Origin of the sequence: Pseudochelatococcus contaminans (genome assembly GCF_014195635.1) — a bacterium.
In the GTDB taxonomy this organism is placed as follows: Bacteria; Pseudomonadota; Alphaproteobacteria; order Rhizobiales; family Beijerinckiaceae; genus Pseudochelatococcus; species Pseudochelatococcus contaminans.
This window is the reverse complement of sequence record NZ_JACICC010000005.1, coordinates 243346-264442: the sequence shown is the minus strand read 5'-3', so window position 1 is coordinate 264442 and position 21097 is coordinate 243346. Positions and strand designations below refer to the sequence as shown.

Annotated in this window: 20 protein-coding genes; 11 read left to right on the top strand and 9 right to left on the bottom strand. The window is 62.0% G+C overall.

The features are described from left to right. Positions 1-89: 89 nt before the first annotated feature. Positions 90-761 carry a TetR family transcriptional regulator C-terminal domain-containing protein gene (locus tag FHS81_RS11765; RefSeq protein ID WP_183753201.1) on the bottom strand — a complete coding sequence of 224 codons (672 nt, stop codon included), beginning with the start codon at positions 759-761 and terminating at the stop codon, positions 90-92. A gap of 254 nt (positions 762-1015) precedes the next feature. Between FHS81_RS11765 and FHS81_RS11760 the strand changes: the two genes are divergently transcribed. The 4 genes from FHS81_RS11760 to FHS81_RS11745 are packed head-to-tail and all read left to right on the top strand — an operon-like array spanning position 1016 to position 4596. Beyond that, positions 1016-1813 (top strand): ABC transporter ATP-binding protein, encoded by a 798-nt coding sequence (locus FHS81_RS11760; protein ID WP_183753200.1) that lies wholly within the window; start codon positions 1016-1018, stop codon positions 1811-1813. After that, positions 1810-2694, top strand: coding sequence for an ABC transporter permease (locus FHS81_RS11755; RefSeq protein WP_183753198.1), 885 nt, complete (start codon positions 1810-1812; stop codon positions 2692-2694). Before FHS81_RS11760 ends, FHS81_RS11755 begins: the two co-directional genes overlap by 4 nt. 2 nt (positions 2695-2696) lie before the next feature. Beyond that, positions 2697-3560, top strand: a complete 864-nt coding sequence (locus tag FHS81_RS11750; protein WP_183753196.1) for an ABC transporter permease — start codon at positions 2697-2699, stop codon at positions 3558-3560. Positions 3561-3588: 28 nt separating this feature from the next. After that, entirely contained in the window at positions 3589-4596 is a 1008-nt protein-coding gene (locus tag FHS81_RS11745; protein ID WP_183753194.1) for an ABC transporter substrate-binding protein, read from the top strand. A gap of 194 nt (positions 4597-4790) precedes the next feature. Here FHS81_RS11745 and FHS81_RS11740 read toward each other — a convergent pair whose 3' ends face one another. The 7 genes from FHS81_RS11740 to FHS81_RS11710 all read right to left on the bottom strand — a co-directional run bounded on the left by FHS81_RS11740 (position 4791) and on the right by FHS81_RS11710 (position 12194). Beyond that, on the bottom strand, positions 4791-6461 hold the full coding sequence (locus tag FHS81_RS11740; RefSeq protein WP_210281655.1) for an amidohydrolase: 1671 nt from the start codon (positions 6459-6461) through the stop codon (positions 4791-4793). 1 nt (position 6462) lies between these two features. Next, a complete protein-coding gene (locus FHS81_RS11735; protein ID WP_183753192.1) occupies positions 6463-7329 on the bottom strand; it encodes an ABC transporter permease in 867 nt (288 codons plus the stop codon). Further along, positions 7326-8102 carry an ATP-binding cassette domain-containing protein gene (locus tag FHS81_RS11730; RefSeq protein WP_183753190.1) on the bottom strand — a complete coding sequence of 259 codons (777 nt, stop codon included), beginning with the start codon at positions 8100-8102 and terminating at the stop codon, positions 7326-7328. Before FHS81_RS11730 ends, FHS81_RS11735 begins: the two co-directional genes overlap by 4 nt. Continuing rightward, entirely contained in the window at positions 8099-9148 is a 1050-nt protein-coding gene (locus tag FHS81_RS11725; protein WP_343052481.1) for an ABC transporter substrate-binding protein, read from the bottom strand. Before FHS81_RS11725 ends, FHS81_RS11730 begins: the two co-directional genes overlap by 4 nt. 82 nt (positions 9149-9230) lie before the next feature. Next, positions 9231-9569: a 4Fe-4S dicluster domain-containing protein gene (locus tag FHS81_RS11720; protein WP_183753186.1), complete on the bottom strand. Its 339-nt coding sequence runs from the start codon at positions 9567-9569 to the stop codon at positions 9231-9233. Beyond that, positions 9566-11176, bottom strand: a complete 1611-nt coding sequence (locus FHS81_RS11715; RefSeq protein WP_183753184.1) for an FAD-dependent oxidoreductase — start codon at positions 11174-11176, stop codon at positions 9566-9568. The genes FHS81_RS11720 and FHS81_RS11715 overlap by 4 nt, the downstream gene beginning before the upstream one ends. Before the next feature lie 73 nt (positions 11177-11249). Then, positions 11250-12194 (bottom strand): LysR family transcriptional regulator, encoded by a 945-nt coding sequence (locus FHS81_RS11710; protein WP_183753182.1) that lies wholly within the window; start codon positions 12192-12194, stop codon positions 11250-11252. Positions 12195-12502: 308 nt separating this feature from the next. On the opposite strand from FHS81_RS11710, the gene FHS81_RS11705 reads away from it, so the two are divergent. The 6 genes from FHS81_RS11705 to FHS81_RS11680 all read left to right on the top strand — a co-directional run bounded on the left by FHS81_RS11705 (position 12503) and on the right by FHS81_RS11680 (position 18534). Further along, positions 12503-13489 carry a TauD/TfdA dioxygenase family protein gene (locus FHS81_RS11705; RefSeq protein ID WP_183753180.1) on the top strand — a complete coding sequence of 329 codons (987 nt, stop codon included), beginning with the start codon at positions 12503-12505 and terminating at the stop codon, positions 13487-13489. 100 nt (positions 13490-13589) lie between these two features. Then, positions 13590-14675, top strand: coding sequence for an ABC transporter substrate-binding protein (locus FHS81_RS11700; RefSeq protein ID WP_183753178.1), 1086 nt, complete (start codon positions 13590-13592; stop codon positions 14673-14675). A 134-nt stretch (positions 14676-14809) separates the two neighbouring features. Next, positions 14810-15670 carry an ABC transporter permease gene (locus tag FHS81_RS11695; protein WP_183753176.1) on the top strand — a complete coding sequence of 287 codons (861 nt, stop codon included), beginning with the start codon at positions 14810-14812 and terminating at the stop codon, positions 15668-15670. Continuing rightward, positions 15660-16484: an ABC transporter permease gene (locus FHS81_RS11690; RefSeq protein ID WP_183753175.1), complete on the top strand. Its 825-nt coding sequence runs from the start codon at positions 15660-15662 to the stop codon at positions 16482-16484. The genes FHS81_RS11695 and FHS81_RS11690 overlap by 11 nt, the downstream gene beginning before the upstream one ends. Then, positions 16481-17317, top strand: coding sequence for an ABC transporter ATP-binding protein (locus FHS81_RS11685; RefSeq protein WP_183753174.1), 837 nt, complete (start codon positions 16481-16483; stop codon positions 17315-17317). The genes FHS81_RS11690 and FHS81_RS11685 overlap by 4 nt, the downstream gene beginning before the upstream one ends. Next, positions 17314-18534, top strand: coding sequence for an MFS transporter (locus FHS81_RS11680; RefSeq protein ID WP_183753173.1), 1221 nt, complete (start codon positions 17314-17316; stop codon positions 18532-18534). The genes FHS81_RS11685 and FHS81_RS11680 overlap by 4 nt, the downstream gene beginning before the upstream one ends. Positions 18535-18552: 18 nt before the next feature. Here the strand turns inward: FHS81_RS11680 and FHS81_RS11675 are convergent, their stop codons facing one another. Continuing rightward, complete coding sequence (locus FHS81_RS11675) at positions 18553-18786, bottom strand: transposase (RefSeq protein ID WP_183753283.1); 234 nt, start codon at positions 18784-18786, stop codon at positions 18553-18555. 576 nt (positions 18787-19362) lie between these two features. Between FHS81_RS11675 and FHS81_RS11670 the strand changes: the two genes are divergently transcribed. Next, complete coding sequence (locus tag FHS81_RS11670; protein ID WP_183753172.1) at positions 19363-21033, top strand: peptide ABC transporter substrate-binding protein; 1671 nt, start codon at positions 19363-19365, stop codon at positions 21031-21033. The last annotated feature ends 64 nt before the right edge of the window (positions 21034-21097 follow it).

The window sequence follows — 21097 nt, the reverse complement described above, 5'->3', positions numbered from 1 at the left end:
CGGCAGGCCGTCCGTCAGGGGAGGCGAGGTTGCCGCGATGGGATATGCGCCGCTTTTTTTGATCAAATGATAAAAAATTGATCGTTTGGTCAGTTTTTGCCGCAGTCGTTGTCGGCAGCGTTGCCGGCATGCAGGATGCCGTGGATGAAGAGCTGCTCCAGAAAGCGGGCCGCGTCCTCATAGCGAGTCTCGACCGCCGCCGGCGCACCCAGCACGGCCCGCACCTGCACGTCGAAATCCGCGTAGTGCTGGGTCGTGGCCCAGATGGCGAAGATCAGGTGGTAGGGATCGCAGGGGGCGATCCGGCCCCCGCGCGCCCAGCCGCGAATGACGGCGGCCTTCTCGTCGACCAGTTCTTTCAACGGTCCCTCCAGCGCCGGCCCGATGCGGGGCGCGCCTTGCAGGATCTCGTTGGCGAACAGCCGGCTCTCCCGCGGGTAGTCGCGCGACATCAGCAGCTTGCGCCGGATGTAGGACCGGATTTCGGTGTGCGGGTCGCCATCCGCCTGCAAGGCACGCAAGGGCTCCAGCCAGCCGGTGAGCACACGAGCGATCAGGGCGCTGTGAATCGCCTCCTTGCCGCTGAAGTAATAGAGCAGGTTCGGCTTCGACAGGCCGGCGGCGGCCGCGATCCGGTCGAGCGTCGCGCCGCCGTATCCATGGCTTGCGAACACGTCGAGCGCGGCTTCGAGAATGAGGTTCTCCTTCTCGTCCTGAATGCGCGTGCGCCGGGGCGCGGCTGGCCTTCCACTGTCTGACATCTGTCTCCCCGCCTGATATCGGGATCAAATTTTTTACGCGCTCTGATCAGATCGGCACGGACCTTGCTTGATATTCCGGCGACGTATTCGGGCAGGCAATCGCGCGGACCCGAACCAGCAGCGAGCGAGAACATGAATCGAATAAACGTCAGCATGTCGGGGGGCAAGACGGGATCAACGCCGTGTACGACATCGGCCGCACGCGCGATCGGTCGTCGTCGTCCCGGTGCGGTTCGCACGACAGGGAGCCGCCCATGAATGCCTCGACATTTTCAGTGATACGCGCCCGCAAGCTCAGCCTCGTTTACCACACCGCAGACGGCCCGGTGCATGCGCTGTCCGATGTCGATCTGGACGTGAAGAAGGGCGACTTCGTGTCCTTCATCGGCCCGTCCGGCTGCGGCAAGACGACGTTCCTGCGTGTCATCGCCGATCTGGAGCAGCACACCTCGGGCGAGATCACGGTCAACGGCACCACGCCGGAAAACGCCCGCAAGGACCGCTCCTACGGCTATGTCTTTCAGGCGGCGGCGCTGCTGCCGTGGCGCACCATCGAGGCCAATATCGCCGTGCCGCTGGAAATCATGGGCTATCCCGAAAGCAAGCGGAAGCAGCGCATCGAGCAGGCGCTGGCGATGGTGGATCTGCAAGGCTTCGGCCGCAAATATCCGTGGCAATTGTCGGGGGGTATGCAGCAGCGGGCGTCGATCGCGCGGGCGCTGGCCTTCGATGCCGACCTGCTGCTGATGGACGAGCCGTTCGGCGCGCTGGACGAGATCGTCCGCGACCGGCTCAACGAGCAGCTCCTGCAATTGTGGGAGCGGACGGGCAAGACGATCTGCTTCGTCACCCATTCCATTCCCGAGGCGGTCTATCTGTCGACGCACATCGTCGTCATGAGTCCGCGGCCGGGACGGGTGGTGGACGTCATCACCTCGCCGCTGCCGCGCGACAGGCCGCTCGACATCCGCGAGACGCCCGAGTTCCTGGAAATCGCGCGCCGCGTCCGCGCCGGACTGGTCGCTGGCCACGCACAGGGAGCCGACGCATGAGGGCAGCCACGTCACTGCTGCGCGAGCGTATCCTGCCGGTGCTGGTGGTCGTCGCTGCCATTCTCGTCGTCTGGCATGTGTTCGTCGTGGTGATGAACGCGCCTTTCGAGCGCGATCAGGCCGCGAGGGCCGGCATGTCTCCCAGCTTCGCGGAAATCGTGCCGCGTACATTCAGCCAGACGCGGCCCGTGCTGCCGGCGCCGCACCAGATCGCCGCCGAATTGTGGGACACGACGGTCAACAAGGCCATCACCTCGAAGCGCAGTCTCATCTATCACGCCTCCGTCACGCTGTCGGCCGCGCTCGCGGGCTTCGTCATCGGCAGCCTGCTCGGCATCGGGCTCGCCATCGCGCTGATCCACAGTCGTGTGCTCGACAGTTCGCTGATGCCGTGGGTCATTGCGAGCCAGACAGTTCCCATCATCGCCATCGCGCCGATGGTGATCGTGGTGCTGAACGCGGTCGGCATCACCGGCCTGCTGCCCAAGGCGATGATTTCCGCCTATCTCAGCTTCTTTCCCGTGGCGGTCGGGGCCGTCACCGGGCTGCGCAGCGCCGACAGGCTGCTGCTGGATATGATGCGCACGTACAGCGCCAGCAAGGCGCAGATCTTCTGGAAAGTGCGGTGGCCGTCATCGCTGCCTTATGTCTTCGCCTCGCTCAAGATCGCGGTCGCGGCGGCGCTGGTGGGGGCGATCGTCGGTGAGTTGCCGACCGGCGCGGTGGCCGGGCTTGGGGCACGGCTGCTGTCCGGCTCCTATTACGGCCAGACCGTGCAGATCTGGTCGGCGCTGGTGATGGCGGCCGTGGTCGGCGCCGGTCTCGTCGCGCTGGTCGGGCTGGTGCAATCGGTCGTTCTCAGACGCATGGAGGGCCGCTGATCATGGGCTATCTCGTTTTCGCGCTCGCCTTCTGGATCGCCGCCTGGGCGGTCAACGGCGCGCTGGTGAGCCATGCCTTCGCCACGCCAACCGGCGCGGTGGCGGCGCGTGTTTCGGTGCCGGCGCTGTTCGGGCTCGCGGTGCTGGTGGCGTGGGAATGCACGGTGCGCGGACTCGCCATCTCGCCGATCCTGCTGCCGCCGCCCAGCGCCATCGCCGCGCGGCTCGCCGTGTCGGTGCCTGTCCTGTGGGCGGATTTCGAGCAGACGTTCCTGCGCTCCGTGCTGCCGGGCTACATCATCGGCTGCGGCGCGGGCTTCGTCGCGGCAATCCTCATCGACCGCTCGCCATTCCTTCAGCGGGGCCTGCTGCCCATTGGCAACCTCGTCTCCGCGCTGCCGATGGTGGGCGTGGCCCCGATCATGGTGATGTGGTTCGGCTTCGACTGGCAGTCGAAGGTCGCCGTGGTGGTCATCGTCACCTTCTTTCCGATGCTGGTGAGTGCCGTCGAAGGGCTTGCGGCGGCGGGCCGCATGGAACGCGACCTCATGCGCACCTACGCGGCGGACTGGCGGCAGACCATGCTGATGCTGCGCCTGCCGGCGGCCGCGCCGTTTATCTTCAACGCCTTGAAGATCAACTCCACGCTAGCGCTGATCGGCGCCATCGTCGCCGAATTCTTCGGCACGCCAACGGTCGGGATGGGCTTCCGCATCGCCACGGAAGTAGGGCGCAGCAACATCGACATGGTCTGGGCCGAAATCGCCGTCGCGGCGGTGGTCGGCTCGCTCTTCTACGGTCTCGTCGCACTCACTGGACGCGCCTTGACGTTCTGGCACCCGTCGAACCGCGGCGGTCGCGCCTGAGCTTTCAACATCAACAGGGGAACAGGACATGAAAAGCAGATTGGCACGGATCATCCGCATCGGCGCGTTCTCGCTGCTCGCAGCCCAGATGGCGGCGCTGCCGGCTCAGGCCGCCGACAAGCTCACGCTGCAACTGAAATGGGTGACGCAGGCCCAGTTCGGCGGCTATTACGTGGCGAAGGACAAGGGCTTCTACGAGGAGGAGGGCCTTGACGTCGAGATCAGGCCCGGCGGTCCCGATATCGCGCCGCCGCAGGTTCTCGTGGGCGGCGGGGCGGATGTCATCGTCGACTGGCTGCCCTCCGCGCTCGCCACGCGGGAAAAGGGCGTGCCGCTGGTCAATATCGCGCAGCCGTTCAAGACATCGGGCATGATGCTCACCTGCCTGAAGGAAAGCGGCATCACGAAGCCGGAGGATTTTCGCGGCAAGACGCTGGGCGTCTGGTTCTTCGGCAACGAATATCCCTTTCTCGCCTGGATGAACCACCTCGGCATCGGCACGAATGGCGGCCCGGAGGGTGTCACCGTGCTGAAGCAGGGCTTCAACGTCGATCCGCTGTTGCAAAAGCAGGCGGCCTGTATTTCCACGATGACCTACAACGAATACGGGCAGGTGATCGACGCCGGCATTGCCGAGGGCGACCTCGTCACCTTTAAATATGAGGACGAAGGCGTCGCCGTGCTGGAAGACGGCCTCTACGTGCTGGAGGATCGGCTGAAGGATGCGGCCTTCCGCGACAAGCTCGTGCGCTTCGTGCGGGCGTCGATGAAGGGCTGGAAATGGGCCGAGGAAAACCCGGACGAAACGGCCGAGATCGTGCTTGAGAACGACGCATCCGGCGCGCAGACGGAGCAGCAGCAGCAGCGCATGGCCCGCGAGGTGGCGAAGCTCACCGCCGGATCGAACGGCGCACTCGACGTGGCGGATTACGAGCGCACCGTCAAGACCCTGCTCGGAGGCGGCTCCGATCCCGTCATCACGCGCGAGCCTGTGGGCGCCTACACGCTCGACATTACCAGCGAGGCACTGAAGTAACCGGTGTGCAATCTTCTGTGACGCAAGGGCGATCCACCAGAGCCTCGCTGATCTGGCGAAGAGCCGGAAGCTGTCGTGGCTCTGTGGGTTGTGATTTAGAAGGATGAATAGTCCCTAAAGCGTTTTCTTCGCGAAGAGCGGCGCAATTGCGTGGCTACACCGGAAATGATGCCACTTCGACGGAAGTGACCGTTTCAATCTGCGCCGTACACAACTCGCCCGTCCACCACGGTCAGGTTGCAGGTGATGTCGCGTAGCGCTGCCGGGGGCGCTGTTGTTGGATCGTCGGAAAGAACGGCCAGATCGGCGGCGTAGCCGGGTTTGAGGGGGCCCTTCCAGTGTTCGTCGAAGGTGAGCTGCGCGCCGGAAACCGTGAAAAGTTCAAGCGCTGTCTCGGCATCCAGGCGTTGATCCGGGCCAATGACGCGGCCGCTCTGACGCTCCTGCCGGGTGGTCGCCACCCAGAGCGAGAAGAAAGGATCGTAGGGAATGTTGTCCGTGGCCAGCGACAACGGAATGCCAGCATCAAGCAGATGCCGATGCGGCACCATCCAGTTGCCGTTGTCCGGCTCATCAAGGTATTTCCAGCCTCCCTTCCAGAGGAAATAGGTCGGGATGGTGGTGACGAAAATGCCAAGGCGGGCCAGTGCCGCGATATCCTGCGCACGCGCACGGCCAATGTGCTCGATCACCCAGCGCCGCCCTGAAAGCGGATGTTTTTCGTTGACCGCTTCCAGCACAGGCACCACTTCATGCAACTGGTCGCTGACGATTGTATGCAGGCGCAAGTCATGTTCGGCGGCGAGAAAGCAGGCTTCGCGGTAGTCTTCCGGCGTCACCGCCTGTTCGACGAAACCGGACCAGCCTGTATCCGGCAGATGGGCACGCGCGCAGCAGGCCGTCGCCGCATCGCCGCCGTAAGCGATATGCACGCCGGAAACGCGCAGCCATGCGTCACCGAGACCGGAGCCGCGGGCGGTGGCCAGCCAGTCGCGCATGATCTTTTTCGCTTCTGCGAGGTCCGACCAGCTCGGGCTGACGACGAGCCCCACCCGCACCGTCAGCTCGCCCAGTTCCCACAGCTTGCGATAGACCGAGATGGTCTCCGCCGCGGAGCCATGACCCTCGTAAATGCTGGTCGTGCCCTTGGCGTTGTAAAGTCGCTGGGACAGGCGAACGCCATCGAGACGGTTCTGGAACCCGAAGCGGGGAACGGCGGGCAGAATATCGAACTCGACCGTCGGGCGGTTGTTTCGTTCGATAATGATGCCAGTCGGCTCGCCCGTTGCATCCTTCAGGATTTCGACACCGGCGATGCGCGGCGCGGTGTCGCGCGTGATGCCGTTCAGTGCCAGCCCCCGGCTGTTGAGCGCTGAATGACCGGGCGGCTTGCCCCAGTTGCCGAACACGCCCTGAATATAGACAGGATGGGAGGGGGCAGCGGCATCGAGTTCATAACGATCCGGCAGGCGTTTTTCTGCAAGGGTATCCGGCCCGTCAAAGAAGAATGGCGGTGTCCCCACCGGCATGGTGACGATCCATTCGCCCTGCGGCGTGGTCTTCGCTGCCTCGCGCACGCGGTCGAGAATCTCCGCAACTGTCCGTGCGCCGGCAAGGGAAGGCCGCTGGTGCTTCAGCCCCTCGCGCTCCATGTGGGCGTGCGTGTCGTTGATACCCGGAATGACCGTTGCCCCGCCAAGATCGAGCACTCGCGTTCGTGCTCCGGCGAGATCAAGCACTTCCTCGCCGCCGACTGCTGTGATGCGCCCCTTGTGCCACGCAAGATGCGTTGCGCGGGGCCGGGCGGGGTCGAAGGTCAGAATGTGCGCATTGCGCAGGATTGTTGTGGCGGAACTGTCGGACATGTCAGGACGTGATCTGGTACCAGGGAAACAGTCGGCGGGCGACGGCGACGAAGAGGCGATCGACGATGAAGCCGAAAGTCCCCAGCACGACGAGGCCGATGAACATGATGTCGACGCGGAAAAGCTGGTGACCTTCCGACATCATGTGAGCAATGCCCGATGATGCGCCCGACATTTCCGCCGCCACCAGCACGACCAGCGAGATGGAGAGCGCCTGCCGGATGCCGGTGAGAATGAAGGGCAGGGCCGCTGGCAGAACCACCAGAAACAGCGTGGTAACCCGGCCTGCACCCAGACATGCCGCTGAGCGCAGATAGATGGGGTTCACGTCCCGCACGCCGATGAAGGTGGTGATCCACAGCGGAAAGAAAGCCCCCCAGGCGATGAGGGCGATTTTCGACACCTCGCCGATGCCGAACCACAGAATGCACAGCGGAATGAGCGCGATGGCCGGAATGGAGCGGAAGCCGTGCAGCAAGGGCTCGGCGAGATATTGCAGGGCTTTGACTCGTGCGGTGATGACGCCTGCGGCGATGCCCAGCACGAGCGCCACCGCAAAGCCGGATGCGGCCCGCACGAGGCTGACGCGGATATTCTCCAGAATTTCACCGGAGAGGAACATTGGTATGAAGGTGCGGAACACCTGCGAGGGCGGCGGAAACAGAACCTCGTTGATCCAGCTGGAGTAGCGCGGCGTCAGCTCCCAGACGATAACAAACAGGACGATGCCCAGCACATTCAGCGCCACCCGCCACAGGGCGGCATTGCGATGCCGCCGCCGGTGGTCGGCCTTGAATGTCTGTTCGAAATCGGCGGTTGCCTGCTTTTCAGCGGGAATGAGGCTTTGCTCGGACGATGCAAGGCTCATGATGCCCTCCGGGTGTGCGTTGCCAGCGCATCCGCCACGACGGCATAGAGCCCGGCAAATTCCGCCGAGCCACGATCGCGCGGATGCGGCGCGTCGATGGCCAGATCGGCGCGGATATTGCCCGGATGCGCGCCCATCACGATGACCCGCTGGGCCAGAAAAGCCGCCTCGTCGACATTGTGAGTCACGAAAATCACCGATATTCCGATTTCCTGCCACAGCCGCAGCAGGTCTTCCTGAAGGGCCTGCCGGGTCATTGCGTCCACGGCGGCGAACGGTTCGTCCATCAGCAGCACTTCCGGCTCCACGACGAGCGCCCGGGCCACGGCCACACGCTGGCGCATGCCGCCGGACAATTCATGCGGATAACGGTCGGCGGCGTGGCGGAGGTTCACCCGCTCCAGCGCGCCGAGCGCCAGTTCCCGGCGCTCCTTGCGGCCAAGGCCGCGTGTGCGCAGGCCGAACTCGACGTTCTGCCGCGCCGTCATCCAGTTGAAGAGGGCGTATTCCTGAAACACTACCACCCGCTCCGGGCCGGGGCCGGCAATGGGCTTTCCAGCAAAGGAAACCGTACCGCTGGTGGGCGTCACGAAACCGGCGACAAGATGCAGAAGCGTGGTTTTGCCGCAACCGGACGGGCCGATGAGACAAACGAACTCACCGCGCCCGATCTGAAGCGACACGTCCCGTAAAGCCCATGTCGGCGACCCGTCGCGCCCAGCATAGATCTGCGAGACGCGACTGGCGGCAATCAGGGGTGACGCAGTATTCACGGAAGGGTCACCCGGTCAGGATACAGCGCTCTCGTCGGCTCTACATCCACGAGCCCGCGCAGCAGCGTGCGCAGATCGCCCTGCGGCTGCTTGCCGAGGCCGGCGGCAATCGCCCATTCCGCCTCGCTGACCAGATCGTCGAGGAAGCGCTCGTCGAAGCCGAGGCGGAAGATGAAGGTGGATGTCGCCTTGCGGATCTGCTCAGCAGGGGTTTTGATCCGTTCGGCGATGAGGTCCGGCCAGTTTGGATCGGTGTGGATGCGGTTTTCCGCGGCATGCAATGCCTTGACGGCTGCCGTCACGGCTTCCGGCTTATCCTTGAGCACCTTTTCCGTGGTGAGGAAGAGCTGATGGCTTTGGAAAAACACCTCGATGCCTTCCAACGTCATTTCCACAACCTTGCCGCCCGTCTGCTTGTCGGCGACGGCCACGGCCTGGCTACTCCATGCAAAGCCGTCGATGTCACCTCGTGCAAGCGTCGTCGCCAGATTGCCCGGCGGCACGTTGACCACCGTGACGTCGTCCGGCTTGAGACCGGCAAGTTCGAGATACTTGGCCAGGAAAAACTGCCCGGACGTGCCGACCGGCGTACCGATCTTGCGGCCCTTGATAGCCGCAGGATTGCTCGGGTCGATGCCGATGTCGTTGCGCACCGCCAGCCGCATGTCGCGCGAGTAGCGGCTGTAATTCACAACGGCAATCGGGCGCAGGCCATTCAGGGCCGCGAACACCAGCGGTGTATCGGTGGAGGCGGAGAAGTCGGCCGCGCCTGTGAGCAGCGCTTGCATCGCGTCGCGACCGGAATCGAAGGATGTGGTCACGAGATCGACGTTCTGGTCTTTCCAGTAGCCGCCCGCTTCGGCGACATAGGGAACGGCCCATGTATAGCCGACGCTGCCATAGGCGAGTTTGACCGTCTGCGATGTCTGCGCGCGAAGGATCGTGGGCGCGTAAAGCGCTGCACCGCCTGCTGCGATACCCGCCAGAAGCTGACGCCTGTCCAGACGCAGACCGTTGTTGCGCAAACCGTTGTTGGAAGAGGTCACGATTTTTTTCCTTGATTGTTGATGATGCGCCATCCGGACGATGGAGAAAAACGAGAGCAACTCGGCATTTCGCTGAAACGCTTCAAAAGCCCTTGATGAGGCGGAAGGTGGAATCCACCTTGCGATGCGCCGTGGTGCCCGGCGCCCACCCGATCATGGAGCGATAGCTGCCGAGAACCCCGGCTTCGGTCAGTGCGGACTCATCGACGGCCACTGACGCATCGGCATCCGGCGCGACATACAGCGCGTCTTCCGGGCAGTAGAGTTCGCACATGAAGCAGGTTTGGCAATCCGCGCCGCGCGCGATGACGGGCGGCGGCTTCGTTCCCGCCGACACAACGATATCGAAGACATTCGTCGGGCAGATGCTGACGCAGATATTGCAGCCGGTACACCGCTCTGTGCTGATCAACTCGATCATGCCGCTACCTCGGCCTGCTGACGCACGAGGGGGGCGGCAGACGCTGCCCACACGTCATCCAGCCCGCAGCTGTACACGTGATGTAACTGCGAGGGGTCGACGGTTGGATAATCCTCGCGCCGGTGCATGCCGCGACTTTCGGTTCGCACCCCGGCGCTGCGATACATCCAGCGCGCGACGGCGGTCATTGCTGCGGCCTCGCGCGCCCGTATGACATTTTCGAGGGAGGCAGCATCCGCCATGCGTAGATCGGACCACAGCCGATCAAGCCGCGCGAGCGAGGCATCGAGCTTGGGGCCGGAGCGGAAGTAGTTGCGCTCGTAAGGGAAAACCTCTTCCTGCACTGCGCGGATGGTGGCGGCGGGATCGTTGGCGCGAGCGCGGCCTTCGCGCAGCGCGACCCTGCCGGCTCCGATGATATCCGCACCAAGACGCGCGCGGCGGGCGAAGGCGGCGGCTCCCGCGCCGGCCCACTGACCGGATGAAATGGCCCAGGCGGCATTGTGACTGCCACCGCCGGTGAAGCCGCCGCAAATGAGTTCACGCGTCGCTGCATCCCCGGCGGCATAAAGGCCGGGAACCGTCGTTGCGCAGTCGTCGCCGACGATCCGCAGCCCGCCGGTGCCGCGCACTGTGCCTTCAAGCCGCAACGTAATCGGGAACCGTTGCTCGAACGGATCAATGCCAGCGCGGTCAAACGGCAGGAAGAAATTCGGCTGTGCCTCGCGCATGGAAAGGCGCAGGGCAGGGTCCGCCTTGTCGAGCTGGGCGTAAACGGGCCCTTTCGCCAGCCATTTCGCAATGACGGAGCGGCCGCCTTGCGAAGCGGCTCCGGGAATCGGCTGGCCTTCCGGGTCTGTGAATGTCGCCCATTTATAAAGCAGTGTCTTCGTCACCGATGCGAAAGCCGGCGAGATGCCATAGGCGTTGGAAAATTCCATTCCCGAAAGCTCGGCGCCAAGTTCCGCCGCCATCAGGAGTCCGTCGCCTGTCAGGACGTTGCAGCCGAGCGCGCCGCTGAGAAAAGCGCAGCCACCCGTCGCGATGACGACTGCTCCGGCTTTCACAACCCAGTCATCACCCTTCTGACGCCGCACGCCTCGTGCACCCGCAACCGCGCCGCCGCCGTCAACCAGCAGTTCAAGCGCGGGGCTGTGATCGAGGATGCGCACGCGCGCACCTTTGACCAGCTTGCGCATCAGGCGCATGTACTCCGGCCCTTGCAAAGACCCGCGGGCGGACGCGCCGCCATCGTCCTGCGGAAAGGGATATCCACGCTCCGCCAGGTAATCCAGTCCGGTATAGGTCTTGTCGAGAACGCGCATCGACCAGCGCCGGTCGGCCAGATATCCGCCAAGCGCCTCGCGGCTTGCCGCCGCCGCCTGTCGGCGGTCGGTATCCGGGGGAACGTACCAGATGGAATTGCCGGAAGGAGCGGTTGCGCCGGATGTTCCGCAAAAACCCTTGTCAGCCAGCACGACGCGTGCACCCGCATTCGCCGCCGCAACCGCTGCCCAGGTGCCCGCCGGTCCGCCGCCGAGCACAAGGACATCGGCCTCGATCTCGATTGCGCCTCGTGCGGCTGCGTGAATTCGGAAAGGCTCCATCCCTGAACGCTCCAGTGAATCGTATTGGATTTGAATATAACATACTAAATATATGCAATTTGTAGAATTACAGTCAACCCGCCGTATGCGTTGCCCTGCCTGCATGCTCTGTCTGGATGCCGCAGGCAGCCAATTGCGCGCGGACAATCGCCAATAATTGATGCACCTCCCGCTTGCGTTGGGCCGCCTGATGCAGCCACACGCCGGCTTTGTAGGTCCAGAGGCGGATGGGAAGTCGTTCGAGCCCGTGCCGGGCAGCTTCTGGAACCATCGGCTCAGGCAGGCAGAATATGGCGTCGCTCGTGCTGGTTATGGCGAACCCCGCCAATAACGACGAGGTGTTTATGCTCACCCTCGGCGGCAGTAACTGCTCTTCTCTGAAGCTGTTATTGATACGGCTGATCACATCGAGATCGTTTTGGTATGTCAGCCATTGGTAGGCCAGCATATCCCGCAGCCTCAAGATATCGTTCGCAGCCAGCAGCGGATGGCCTTCGCGGACGAAAGCGCCCATGTCGAAAGTGGTGAGCGGCTCATAGTTGAAATCGATTTCGTGGGTATCCCGGAGATCGTCGATTGATCCGAAGCAGATATCGAGGTCGCCCGACACCGCACGATCTTGCAACGTGCGGGTTATTCCCACCTGCAATGTAACGTACCACGAGGGACACTGACGGGTGAACGCCGCCAGGGCATCGGGCAGATAACGGCACGCCCATACCGGGCCCGCGCCAATGCGCAAAACTTCATTGACGCGGTTGCGCGAGGCATCGATCTCGGTGCGCGCATAACGATCCTCAAGCGCCATATTCGATGCGCGCCGGTGCAGAATCTGCCCTGTCGGCGTCATTGACACCCCTCGGCCGTGGCGGCGCAGTAACGGGCTTCCGAGTTCTATCTCCAGATCGTGGATAGCCTTTGTCAGCGTCGGCTGCGACAGGCGCAGCGCCTTCGAAGCGCTGCGAAGGCTGCCGTGCTCGATAATGGCCAGAAAATAACGCACGCGTCGATCCAGCATGACCGATAGCTCCTGATTATCGCTCCGACATTCCTTTTTATATGATAATTTCTATAGAATAACTATTAATTTGATAGTTTCCAGCCTATGCTTTTTTCGATCGCAAATGTCCGTCGGCAAACAACCCCCAGCGATCAGCCGTTTCTCCACCGCATTGCGCCGGTTGGCGGCGGACCGCGCCCACTCAATGGCCGGGAGATTTGCGGGGGTGAGCAGCTGGATCGGCAGCCACGGCAGGCCGGCGTCACCCGGGCGGGGCGCATGCCTTCATCTGTCATCTCCGAGATATCGAGCAAGGGAGTTCAATCATGAGTGCATCAGTCATCCCCGCCGAACAGGCCGCTGTTTCCACCATTCCGCAATCCGATATCCATCCGCTGTCCGGACACATCGGGGCGCGTATCGACAACATCAGGCTTTCCGGCGATCTGCCGGCCGATGTCTTTGCCGACATTCATCGTCTTCTGTTGCAGTACAAGGTGCTGTTTTTCCGCGATCAGGATCATCTCGACGACACGCAGCAGGAGGCCTTTGGCAAGCTTTTCGGCGATCTCGTGCCTCATCCCACCGTGGGCTCGGTTGCGGGCACGTCATCCGTGCTTGAGCTTGACGCGAACCGTACAGGTGAGCGCGCTTCCGGTCAGGGCGGGGGCCGCGCCGACCAGTGGCATACGGATGTGACCTTCGTCGACGCATATCCCAAGATTTCGATCCTGCGCGGTGTCGAGATCCCGGACTTCGGCGGCGATACCGTGTGGGCGAACACTGTCACGGCCTACGAGCATCTCTCGCCCGAACTGCGCCAGCTTGCCGACAGCCTGTGGGCGGTTCACAGCAATGCCTACGACTACGCCGCCGTGCGTCCGCACGCCAACGAAGACGACCACAAGCAATACAACACCTACTTCACCAGCACCATTTACGAAACCGAGCATCCGGTGGTGCGCGTCCATCCGGAAACGGGTGAGCGCACGCTGCTTCTGGGCAATTTCGTGCAGCGTTTCGTCGGCCAGAACCGGGCCGACAGCGCGAGGCTCTATGAGCTGTTCCAGAGCCACATCACCGCGCCCGAGAACATCGTGCGTTGGGTCTGGAAGGCGAATGACGTCGCCATCTGGGATAACCGGGCTACGCAGCACTACGCGGTCAACGACTATGGCGACAAGGCGCGCCTCGTGCGCCGGGTGACCATCGACGGCGAGGTGCCGGTCGGCGTTGACGGGCGCAAGAGCGTCACGCGTTCCCGCTACGCCAAGCCCCGCCTTGAGACCATCGAGGGCGGTAAATCGGCCTAACCCCAGGATCCGGCTGGCCTGCCCCTTTGTCGAGGCGGCCGGCCGGGTTTTTCATCGGGCTCGCGCGATGCCGGAGAGCGGCATTTAAGAGGATACAATCATGAAACTGAAGCATCTGGTATCGGCGCTCGCAGCCGTTATTCTGCTCGGCGGAGCGGCGGCTGCCGAAACGGTCATCCGTTTTGGGCATCCCGGCGTTGGCGCTGACAATCGGGCCTATTCTCACGGAGACGCGACGACATATGCCCGCGCGCGCGAGCTGATCGAAAAGGAATTCGAGAACGACAAGGATATCAAGGTCGAGTGGACCTATTTTCGTGGCGCCGGGCCGGCGCTGAATGAATCCGTTGCCTCGGGCCAGCTCGATTTCTTCCTTCTTGGCGATCTCCCGGCAATCGTGGGGCGCACGCGCGGGCTTGATCACAAGTTCATCTTCGCGACCAACCGCAACAACCCAATTTACCTCGCCGTGCCGCCGGAGAGCGATATCAAATCCGTGGAAGATGTGAAGGGCCGCAAGGTTGCGCTCTTCAAAGGCACGAACCTGCAAAACGCTACCGACCGCATTCTTGAGCTGCATGGCCTGACGGAAAAGGACGTGCGGTTCGTCAATCTCGACGCCAATGCGGCTATCGCAGCCGTGACATCGGGCAATGTCGATGCCGTGTTCGGCGGTCAGGAGTACATCCCGCTGGCACGCAAGGGCGTGGTGAAGATCGTCTACAGCACCAAGGAAGACGATCCCACGCTGGGCCGCAATTCGTCCTATTTCGTCACGACGAAGTTTGCCAAGGACAATCCGGAGCTGACGCAGCGCGTCGTCAATACCTTCGTCAAGGCGGCGCACACCATCTCCCTCGACGAGAACCGCGAAGAGGCCTTCGACGCGTGGACGCGCTCAGGGCTGCCCAAGGAAACCTTCGAGGAAAACTTCGACGGTATCCGCCTGTCGCACTACGCCAACCCGCTGATCGATGACTATGTTGTCGCCCGCTACAAGGAGCAGGCGGATGCGGCGAAAAAATACGGTTTGCTCAAGGGCGATCCCGACATCGACAGCTGGTTCGACCGGAGCTTTCTTGAGCAGGCGCTCAAGGATCTGAAGCTTGAGGGTTTCTGGTCAGAGCATGACGCCAAGGGCCAGATCGTCAAGCGCGGTGTCATCGACACGGCCAAAACCAATTGATCTGTCAGGCGATTGCGCCTTCCGGGAGGAGCGTCGGACGGGCGTTCCTCTCTGGTTTCCACAACGGGGAAAGCGCGGTGTTTCCAGCGTGACCCCGGCATCAAGGCCGATTCCGCAGTGATACTGAGGCAGAGATGACCATTTCCCAGACATTGACCGCGCCAGCGCGCACGGGCGCGACACGGGGCAGGGCGAGTGTCGCCGGCTTGCTCACCCCCGCGAGAACCGCCGCGTTGAAGACCACGCTGTGGGGGCTTTCGTTTCCGCTCGGCCTGTTGGCCCTGTGGTGGATATCTTCCGATGCAGGCTGGCTGCCGGCACAGATTCTGCCCGCGCCGCTTGTCATATGGGAAAGCTTCGCCGAGTTGCTGCAGGACGGCTCTCTATGGGTCCATACCTGGGCCAGTCTGGAGCGGGTGGCGGTCGGCTTTGCCCTTGGCGCGCTTTTCGGCCTGATCTTCGGCGCGGCCTCGGGTCTGTCGCCAACGTTCCGGGCTTACTTCTATCCGCCCGTGCAGGCGGTGGCGCGCGTCAACGTGCTGGCGTGGATGCCGCTTCTTGCGCTGTTCCTCGGCATCGACGAGGAACTGAAATACGTCATCATCGCATGGTCCACGGCAATCCCGATCATTCTCGGCACGGCGCGCGGCATCGAGAACGTTTCGCCATCGCTGCTCGAACTCGGGGCGGCGTTCAACTTCCGCACGCGCGACAGGCTGCGGCTGATCGTTCTGCCGGCTTCGCTGCCCTCCATCTTCACCGGGCTGCGCGAAGGGCTTGCCAATGCGTGGCAGACGCTGGTGCTGGTGGAACTCTTCGCCTCTTTCGAAGGGCTTGGCTATCTCATGGTCTGGGGACGGCAGCTCTTCCAGCTCGAACTGGTGATCGTGTCGATGATCATCATCGGTGTGATCGGGCTGCTGCTCAACATCGTCCTGCGGTGGATCGAGGGTCTGGGCCAGCACTGGAAAACGGAGGTTGGCGATGAGCGCTGACAGTATCATTCCGCCGCGTGCGGTGGCCGTACCGCATCCGGTTTCCGCCCTTGTCCGCCGCATCCGCGCGCTGGACTGGCGGCCGCTGCTCTCGTTCGCGGCCATCATTGCCCTGTGGTTCGCAGCTTACGAGTTCAACTGGGTGCGGGCGAAGTTCCTGCCCTCGCCCGTTGCGGTCGTCGAGAGGCTATGGTTCGAAATTCACTCCGGCACGATTGTGACCGATCTGCTGGAGACCCTGCGGCGCAATATCATCGGGCTGGCCATCGGCGGTTTCATCGGTCTGGCGCTTGGTGCTTTGCTTGGCATTTCGAGCGGCTTTGCCAAGATCGTCGGGCCGACCGTGCTCGCCCAGCGGCAGACGGCCCTGTTCGCATGGGTGCCGCTGCTGTCGGTGTGGTTCGGGGGCGCGGATGTCGGCAAGATCGCCTTCATTTCGGTCGCGGCCTTTCAGCCGATAGTCATCAACACGTGGCGCGGTCTCACGCTGGTGCCGAAGACCTACAAGGAACTTGCCGAATCCCTGTCGTTTACCCGCTGGGACTACGTGCGGCTCGTCGCCATCCCGAACGCGTTGCCGACGATCTTCACCGGCTTCCATGCGGCGCTGATCTACGCATGGCTTGCCACCGTCGGGGCTGAGCTTTTCCTCAATATCGCCCCGGGTCTTGGCGGACGTCTGACCGAGGGAAGCCAGCTTTTCGAAATCGATCTGCTGTTCCTCACCATCATTCTCTTCGGCATCGTCGGTCTGTTCTACAACTCGCTTGCCGAACGGACCGAGGGACTCTTTCTGAAGTGGAATTCACGATGAGCCATGCATCTTTTTCCGCGTCTGCAACCAGCGGCGTTCCGGCGCTCGACATTCGCAACCTTGAAAAGACGTTTCACGTTCGCGACAACGATGTCCACGTGCTGTCCGGTATCAACCTGACGGTGGAGGCCGGAGAGTTCATCACTATTGTCGGCGCGTCCGGTTGCGGCAAGTCCACGCTGCTGCGGCTTATCCTGGGCCTCGACCGTGACTATGAGGGCGACGTGCGCGTCAACGGCGAGACGGTTTCCGGCCCCGGCCCGGATCGCGCCATCGTGTTTCAGGAGCATCGTCTGTTGCCGTGGCTGACTGCCGAGGGAAATGTGGGTACAGCGCTGCTTTACAGCGGTTTGACCCGGCAGGAGAAGCGAGAGGCAATCCGCGACCATCTCGAACTCGTCGGCCTGTCCGCCTTCGCCACGGCCTATCCGGGGCAACTGTCCGGCGGCATGGCGCAGCGCGTATCCATCGCCCGCGCGCTCGTTAACAGGCCACGCTTCCTGCTGTTGGACGAGCCGCTCGGAGCGCTGGATGCTCTGACGCGTCTGCGCCTTCAGGACGAATTGAAACGCATCGTCGCCAATGAGGGCAGCACGGCGGTTCTCGTCACCCACGATGTGGACGAGGCTGTGTATCTTGGCCATCGGATCGTCGTTCTGCACCCGCGCCCAGGCCGGATCGCCGCCATTCTGCCTGTGCCGGCAGCCGCGCGCGAGGACCGCTCCAGCCCGGAGTTTGTCGCCCTGCGTGACGAGGTACTCGGGCTGCTCGGCGTCGAATCCGGCAAATCGGCGGTCAGGCATCGGGAAACCGAGACGCGGGTCGCCGTATGACGATCAGGACGTGGTTTGGGGACAACCGTTTCCTGATCGTATTCGCCCTGCTGGCATCGCTCATGGGCACCAGCGTCGGCGTTGCCAAATTGACGACCGCCCTTTACGCAATCGAGCTGAAGGCCGATGCATTTCAGTTTGGTGTTCTGGTGGCAGGGCAGATGTTCGGCACGCTGTTCATGAGCCTGCCGACAGGATTTCTGGTCGACCACTTCGGACCCTGGCGGCTGTTCGTGGCGGGTAGTACACTGGCAGGGGCCACCTATGCGCTTGTTCCACTGGTCGCCCACCCGGCGTTTTTACTGGGCTGCACTGTGGCCATCAGCTTCTTCATGCCGCTGCGCTTCGTCTCGCTCAACACCGTGTTTTTCGAGCAGATCCGCAAGATGGGTTCGGGCAAGGCGGCGTGGTACCGCGCAACGCATATGAGCGGCCAGTTCCTGATCGGCCCCTCGCTCGCCGTCACGCTGATTGCGCTGCTCGGTTATGCGGGAACGTGGTGGGTGCTGGCTTTCAGCTTTGCCGTGACCATTGCTGTCTCGCCCATCGTGCTGCGCAATACGGGCAGACTGCGCTCAGCCGTCCCGGAGCGGTTGCCGTTGCGGACTTTTCCGGGGCAGTTGTTGCAACTCCTGCGAGACAGGGAACTACGCTGGATTTGCGCCGTAGACATCTTCATCGAAAGTCTGATGGTTTTCGAGGTCATGTTTGTCGTCGCCATCGCGATCCAGGTGTTCGGCATGCATGCCTCCGGGGCCTCCGCCTTCGTCACTGCCGCCGGGCTGTCGTTCATCGCGGCGCTGTTCTGGTCTGACGGCATCATCGTGCGCATCGGCATTCGCAACAGCTACCTGCTCGGTTTTTCCGTCGCCATGATCGGGCTTCTGCTCCAAGGCAGCGCCGCCACGTCGGCGGGTTTCTGGCCCGGCATCCTGCTGCTCGGGGTCAGTCTCGGCCTGCTGCAAACCGTCACCTTGATGCGGGTCGTGCATATTGGCGCCCGGTTCGGCCAAGGCAAGGTCTCGGGCGTCATCCTGATGACGCCGCCGCTGGGCGCTATTCTTGGCGGCACGGTTGGCGCCGTTGCCGGACAATACGCCAGCCTGCAAGCGGCGTTTTACGCTTTCGCGCCCTTCTGTCTCGCGCTCTTCGTCTGGCAGTGGTACGACAAGCTTGCTCCGACGGCCGAGCCAGAGCCGATAGCGACCGCTGACTAAGAGCCTCAAAAAACCTGCTTATGGCCTGAAACATATGACTGTTGCAGTGATGATGAGGAATGCGCGGTAGAGATCGGCGTGGCGTTCGTATCGGATGGTCAGGCGGCGGAATCGGTCGATCCACGCGAATGTGCGTTCAGCCACCCAACAATGTTTGCCGAGCTTGGCCGAGCTTTCGATGTCACGCCTTGCGATGCGAGGCGTGACGCCCCTCCTGTGCAGATCTGGTTTTCGGGGCAGGAAAAGACCGATACCAACATTCGCTGGAGGTGGTGATTTGACACCTGTCCTCCTCCATCAATGATGCCTTTCCGAGAGCGGAAGACATTCCGCAGTTGCGCTTGCACAGTTTCAAGCGAGAGGCGATGCGTTGAGGCCCTGTACGCGCTGGAACGCGGCATCACCAGTCAGCAACAACCTGAATTTTGCTCGGTGATTGTTGAGGGGCAGTAATTACGATACCTCCATCGGTTCCGTTGGCTCGGTTTTTTGGTGCGGAATGTGCTTTGCTCAGACTTTATGCGCACCTCGTCAGCATGAATCATACAGACAGGTTTGTTCATTTTTTTTCAAATGTATGGGGATTGGCCTTCTATTCGCATTCGATTGCATGAACCGCATCTAGCAGAAAAGATGGAGGCGCTGAAAAAATATTCCATATAAATCAGTTAGATAGAAAAAATTCTTTGATGATGGATCGACGGATTATAATACCTCAGCAAAAAAATCTATAAAATCTATATAATAAGTTGCAGAACGATACTTCTTTCTATATTTTTTGTCGCATCACCTCGAATGATCATGTCCGTTTCAGTGTTGGAGTGTGTGATGCCGCGTTTGCCTTTTCAGGGTATTTTTTCCCGTCCCTTTCGCAGGCGGTTTTTGCGGGCCGTTGCTGCGGTCGGGCTTCTCAACCTGTTCTCTGCATCAGTTTTTGCTCAGGTGCCCGCAACAAGGGTCGAGCCGGAAGGGCAGGTTGTTATCGGTGTCGCGCAGGAGCCAACGCGGTTTCATCCGCTGCAACGCCGTACGGAAGTGGATGATGCGGTCCATCTCAATGTTTTCAGCACGCTCTGGAGCCTCAGTCCTGAAGGCAATCTGGTTCCCGATCTTGCTGTTGAGGTGCCATCTGTCGAGAATGGCGGCATATCCGCGGATGGTCTCGAGTGGCGCATAAAGCTGCGTCCGGATGTGACTTGGCACGATGGCGCGCCGTTTACGGCTGAGGACGTCAAATTCACCATCGAAACCCTTGCCAATCCTTCATATCCATCGCCGAGTCGTCATGGGCACGAGCTGGTGCGCGATATCGAGGTAGTGAGCCCGACAGAAGTGCGCTGGCGGCTGGAGCGGCCCTTTGCGCCCTATCTTGCGATCCTGGCCTGGGCCGGCATTGCTCCGCAGCATATTCTGGCCGGGGTAACGGATCCTGCGGACCCCTCGTTCAACAATAGCCCGGTCGGCACCGGCCCATTCAGGTTCGGAGAACGACGGCCGGGTGACCATGTATCTCTCGTCGCCAACGACAAATATCATGGTCAGGGACCATTTCTGAAGCAGGCGGTTCTCAAATATATTCCTGATCAGATCGGTCTGAAGACGCAGTTCATCACCGGCGCCGTCGATGCCGTGCTTATTCCGGGCATCGCCCCCGATCTGGCGAAGGAGGTGGAGCGCGCGCCTGGTGTCAAGGTGCATTACAGCCCAAATCAGTTCGTCGAGATCATTGCCCTCAACACGCAGTTGCCCCAGTTTCAGGATCCGGCGGTCCGCGAGGCGCTTTACCTCGCGCTCGACAAGAACACCGTGTTCAACGAAATCTATCCCACCGGAACCAAGCGCCCGACGGAGTCCTTCCTGCCGGAGCAGTCATGGGCCTATAAAAAGGACTTGCCGGAACACAGGTTCGATCTGGGTGCTGCCCGCGCGCTTCTCGACAAAGCCGGATGGAAACCCGGCGCCGACGGCATCCGTGAAAAGGATGGAACCCGGCTTGCCTTCTCGATTTCCACTATCGCTGGAGATCATCTGCGCGAGCAGTTCCAGCAGCTTCTGCAACAGGACTGGCGGTCGATCGGCGTTGATCTCAGCATCAAGAATGCTCCCTCGGCCGCACTCTGGGGTGATTTCTGGCGCAAGAGCCAGTTCGACTCGATCATCGTTGGCCTGATCGTGCCGATTGCTTCCGATCCCGATCCCAGCAACCGTTTCGGTAGCTGGGCCATTCAGGCGCGCGGCGGCACGGGCCTCAACACCTTCCAGTATGACAATCCGGAGGTGGATCGCCTCTTGCGTGAAGGCGTGGGAACATTCGACAGGGAGCGGCGCAAGCAGATTTACTTCGAGATTCAGGACATTGTCCGTCGCGATCTGCCCTACCTGCCTCTGGTTCAGGGCCGGTCTATCGAGGGCACGAAGAATGGTCTCGTGGGGTATCAGCCTAACCTCGGTTACCGCGTCAATGCATGGAACCTGCGCGACTGGCGCTGGGAAAAGTAAGGCGGGTATCGGTGCGCATCCCCCGGCCGGGGGATGCTTCAGCCGTCGAATACAAGCGGAGTCG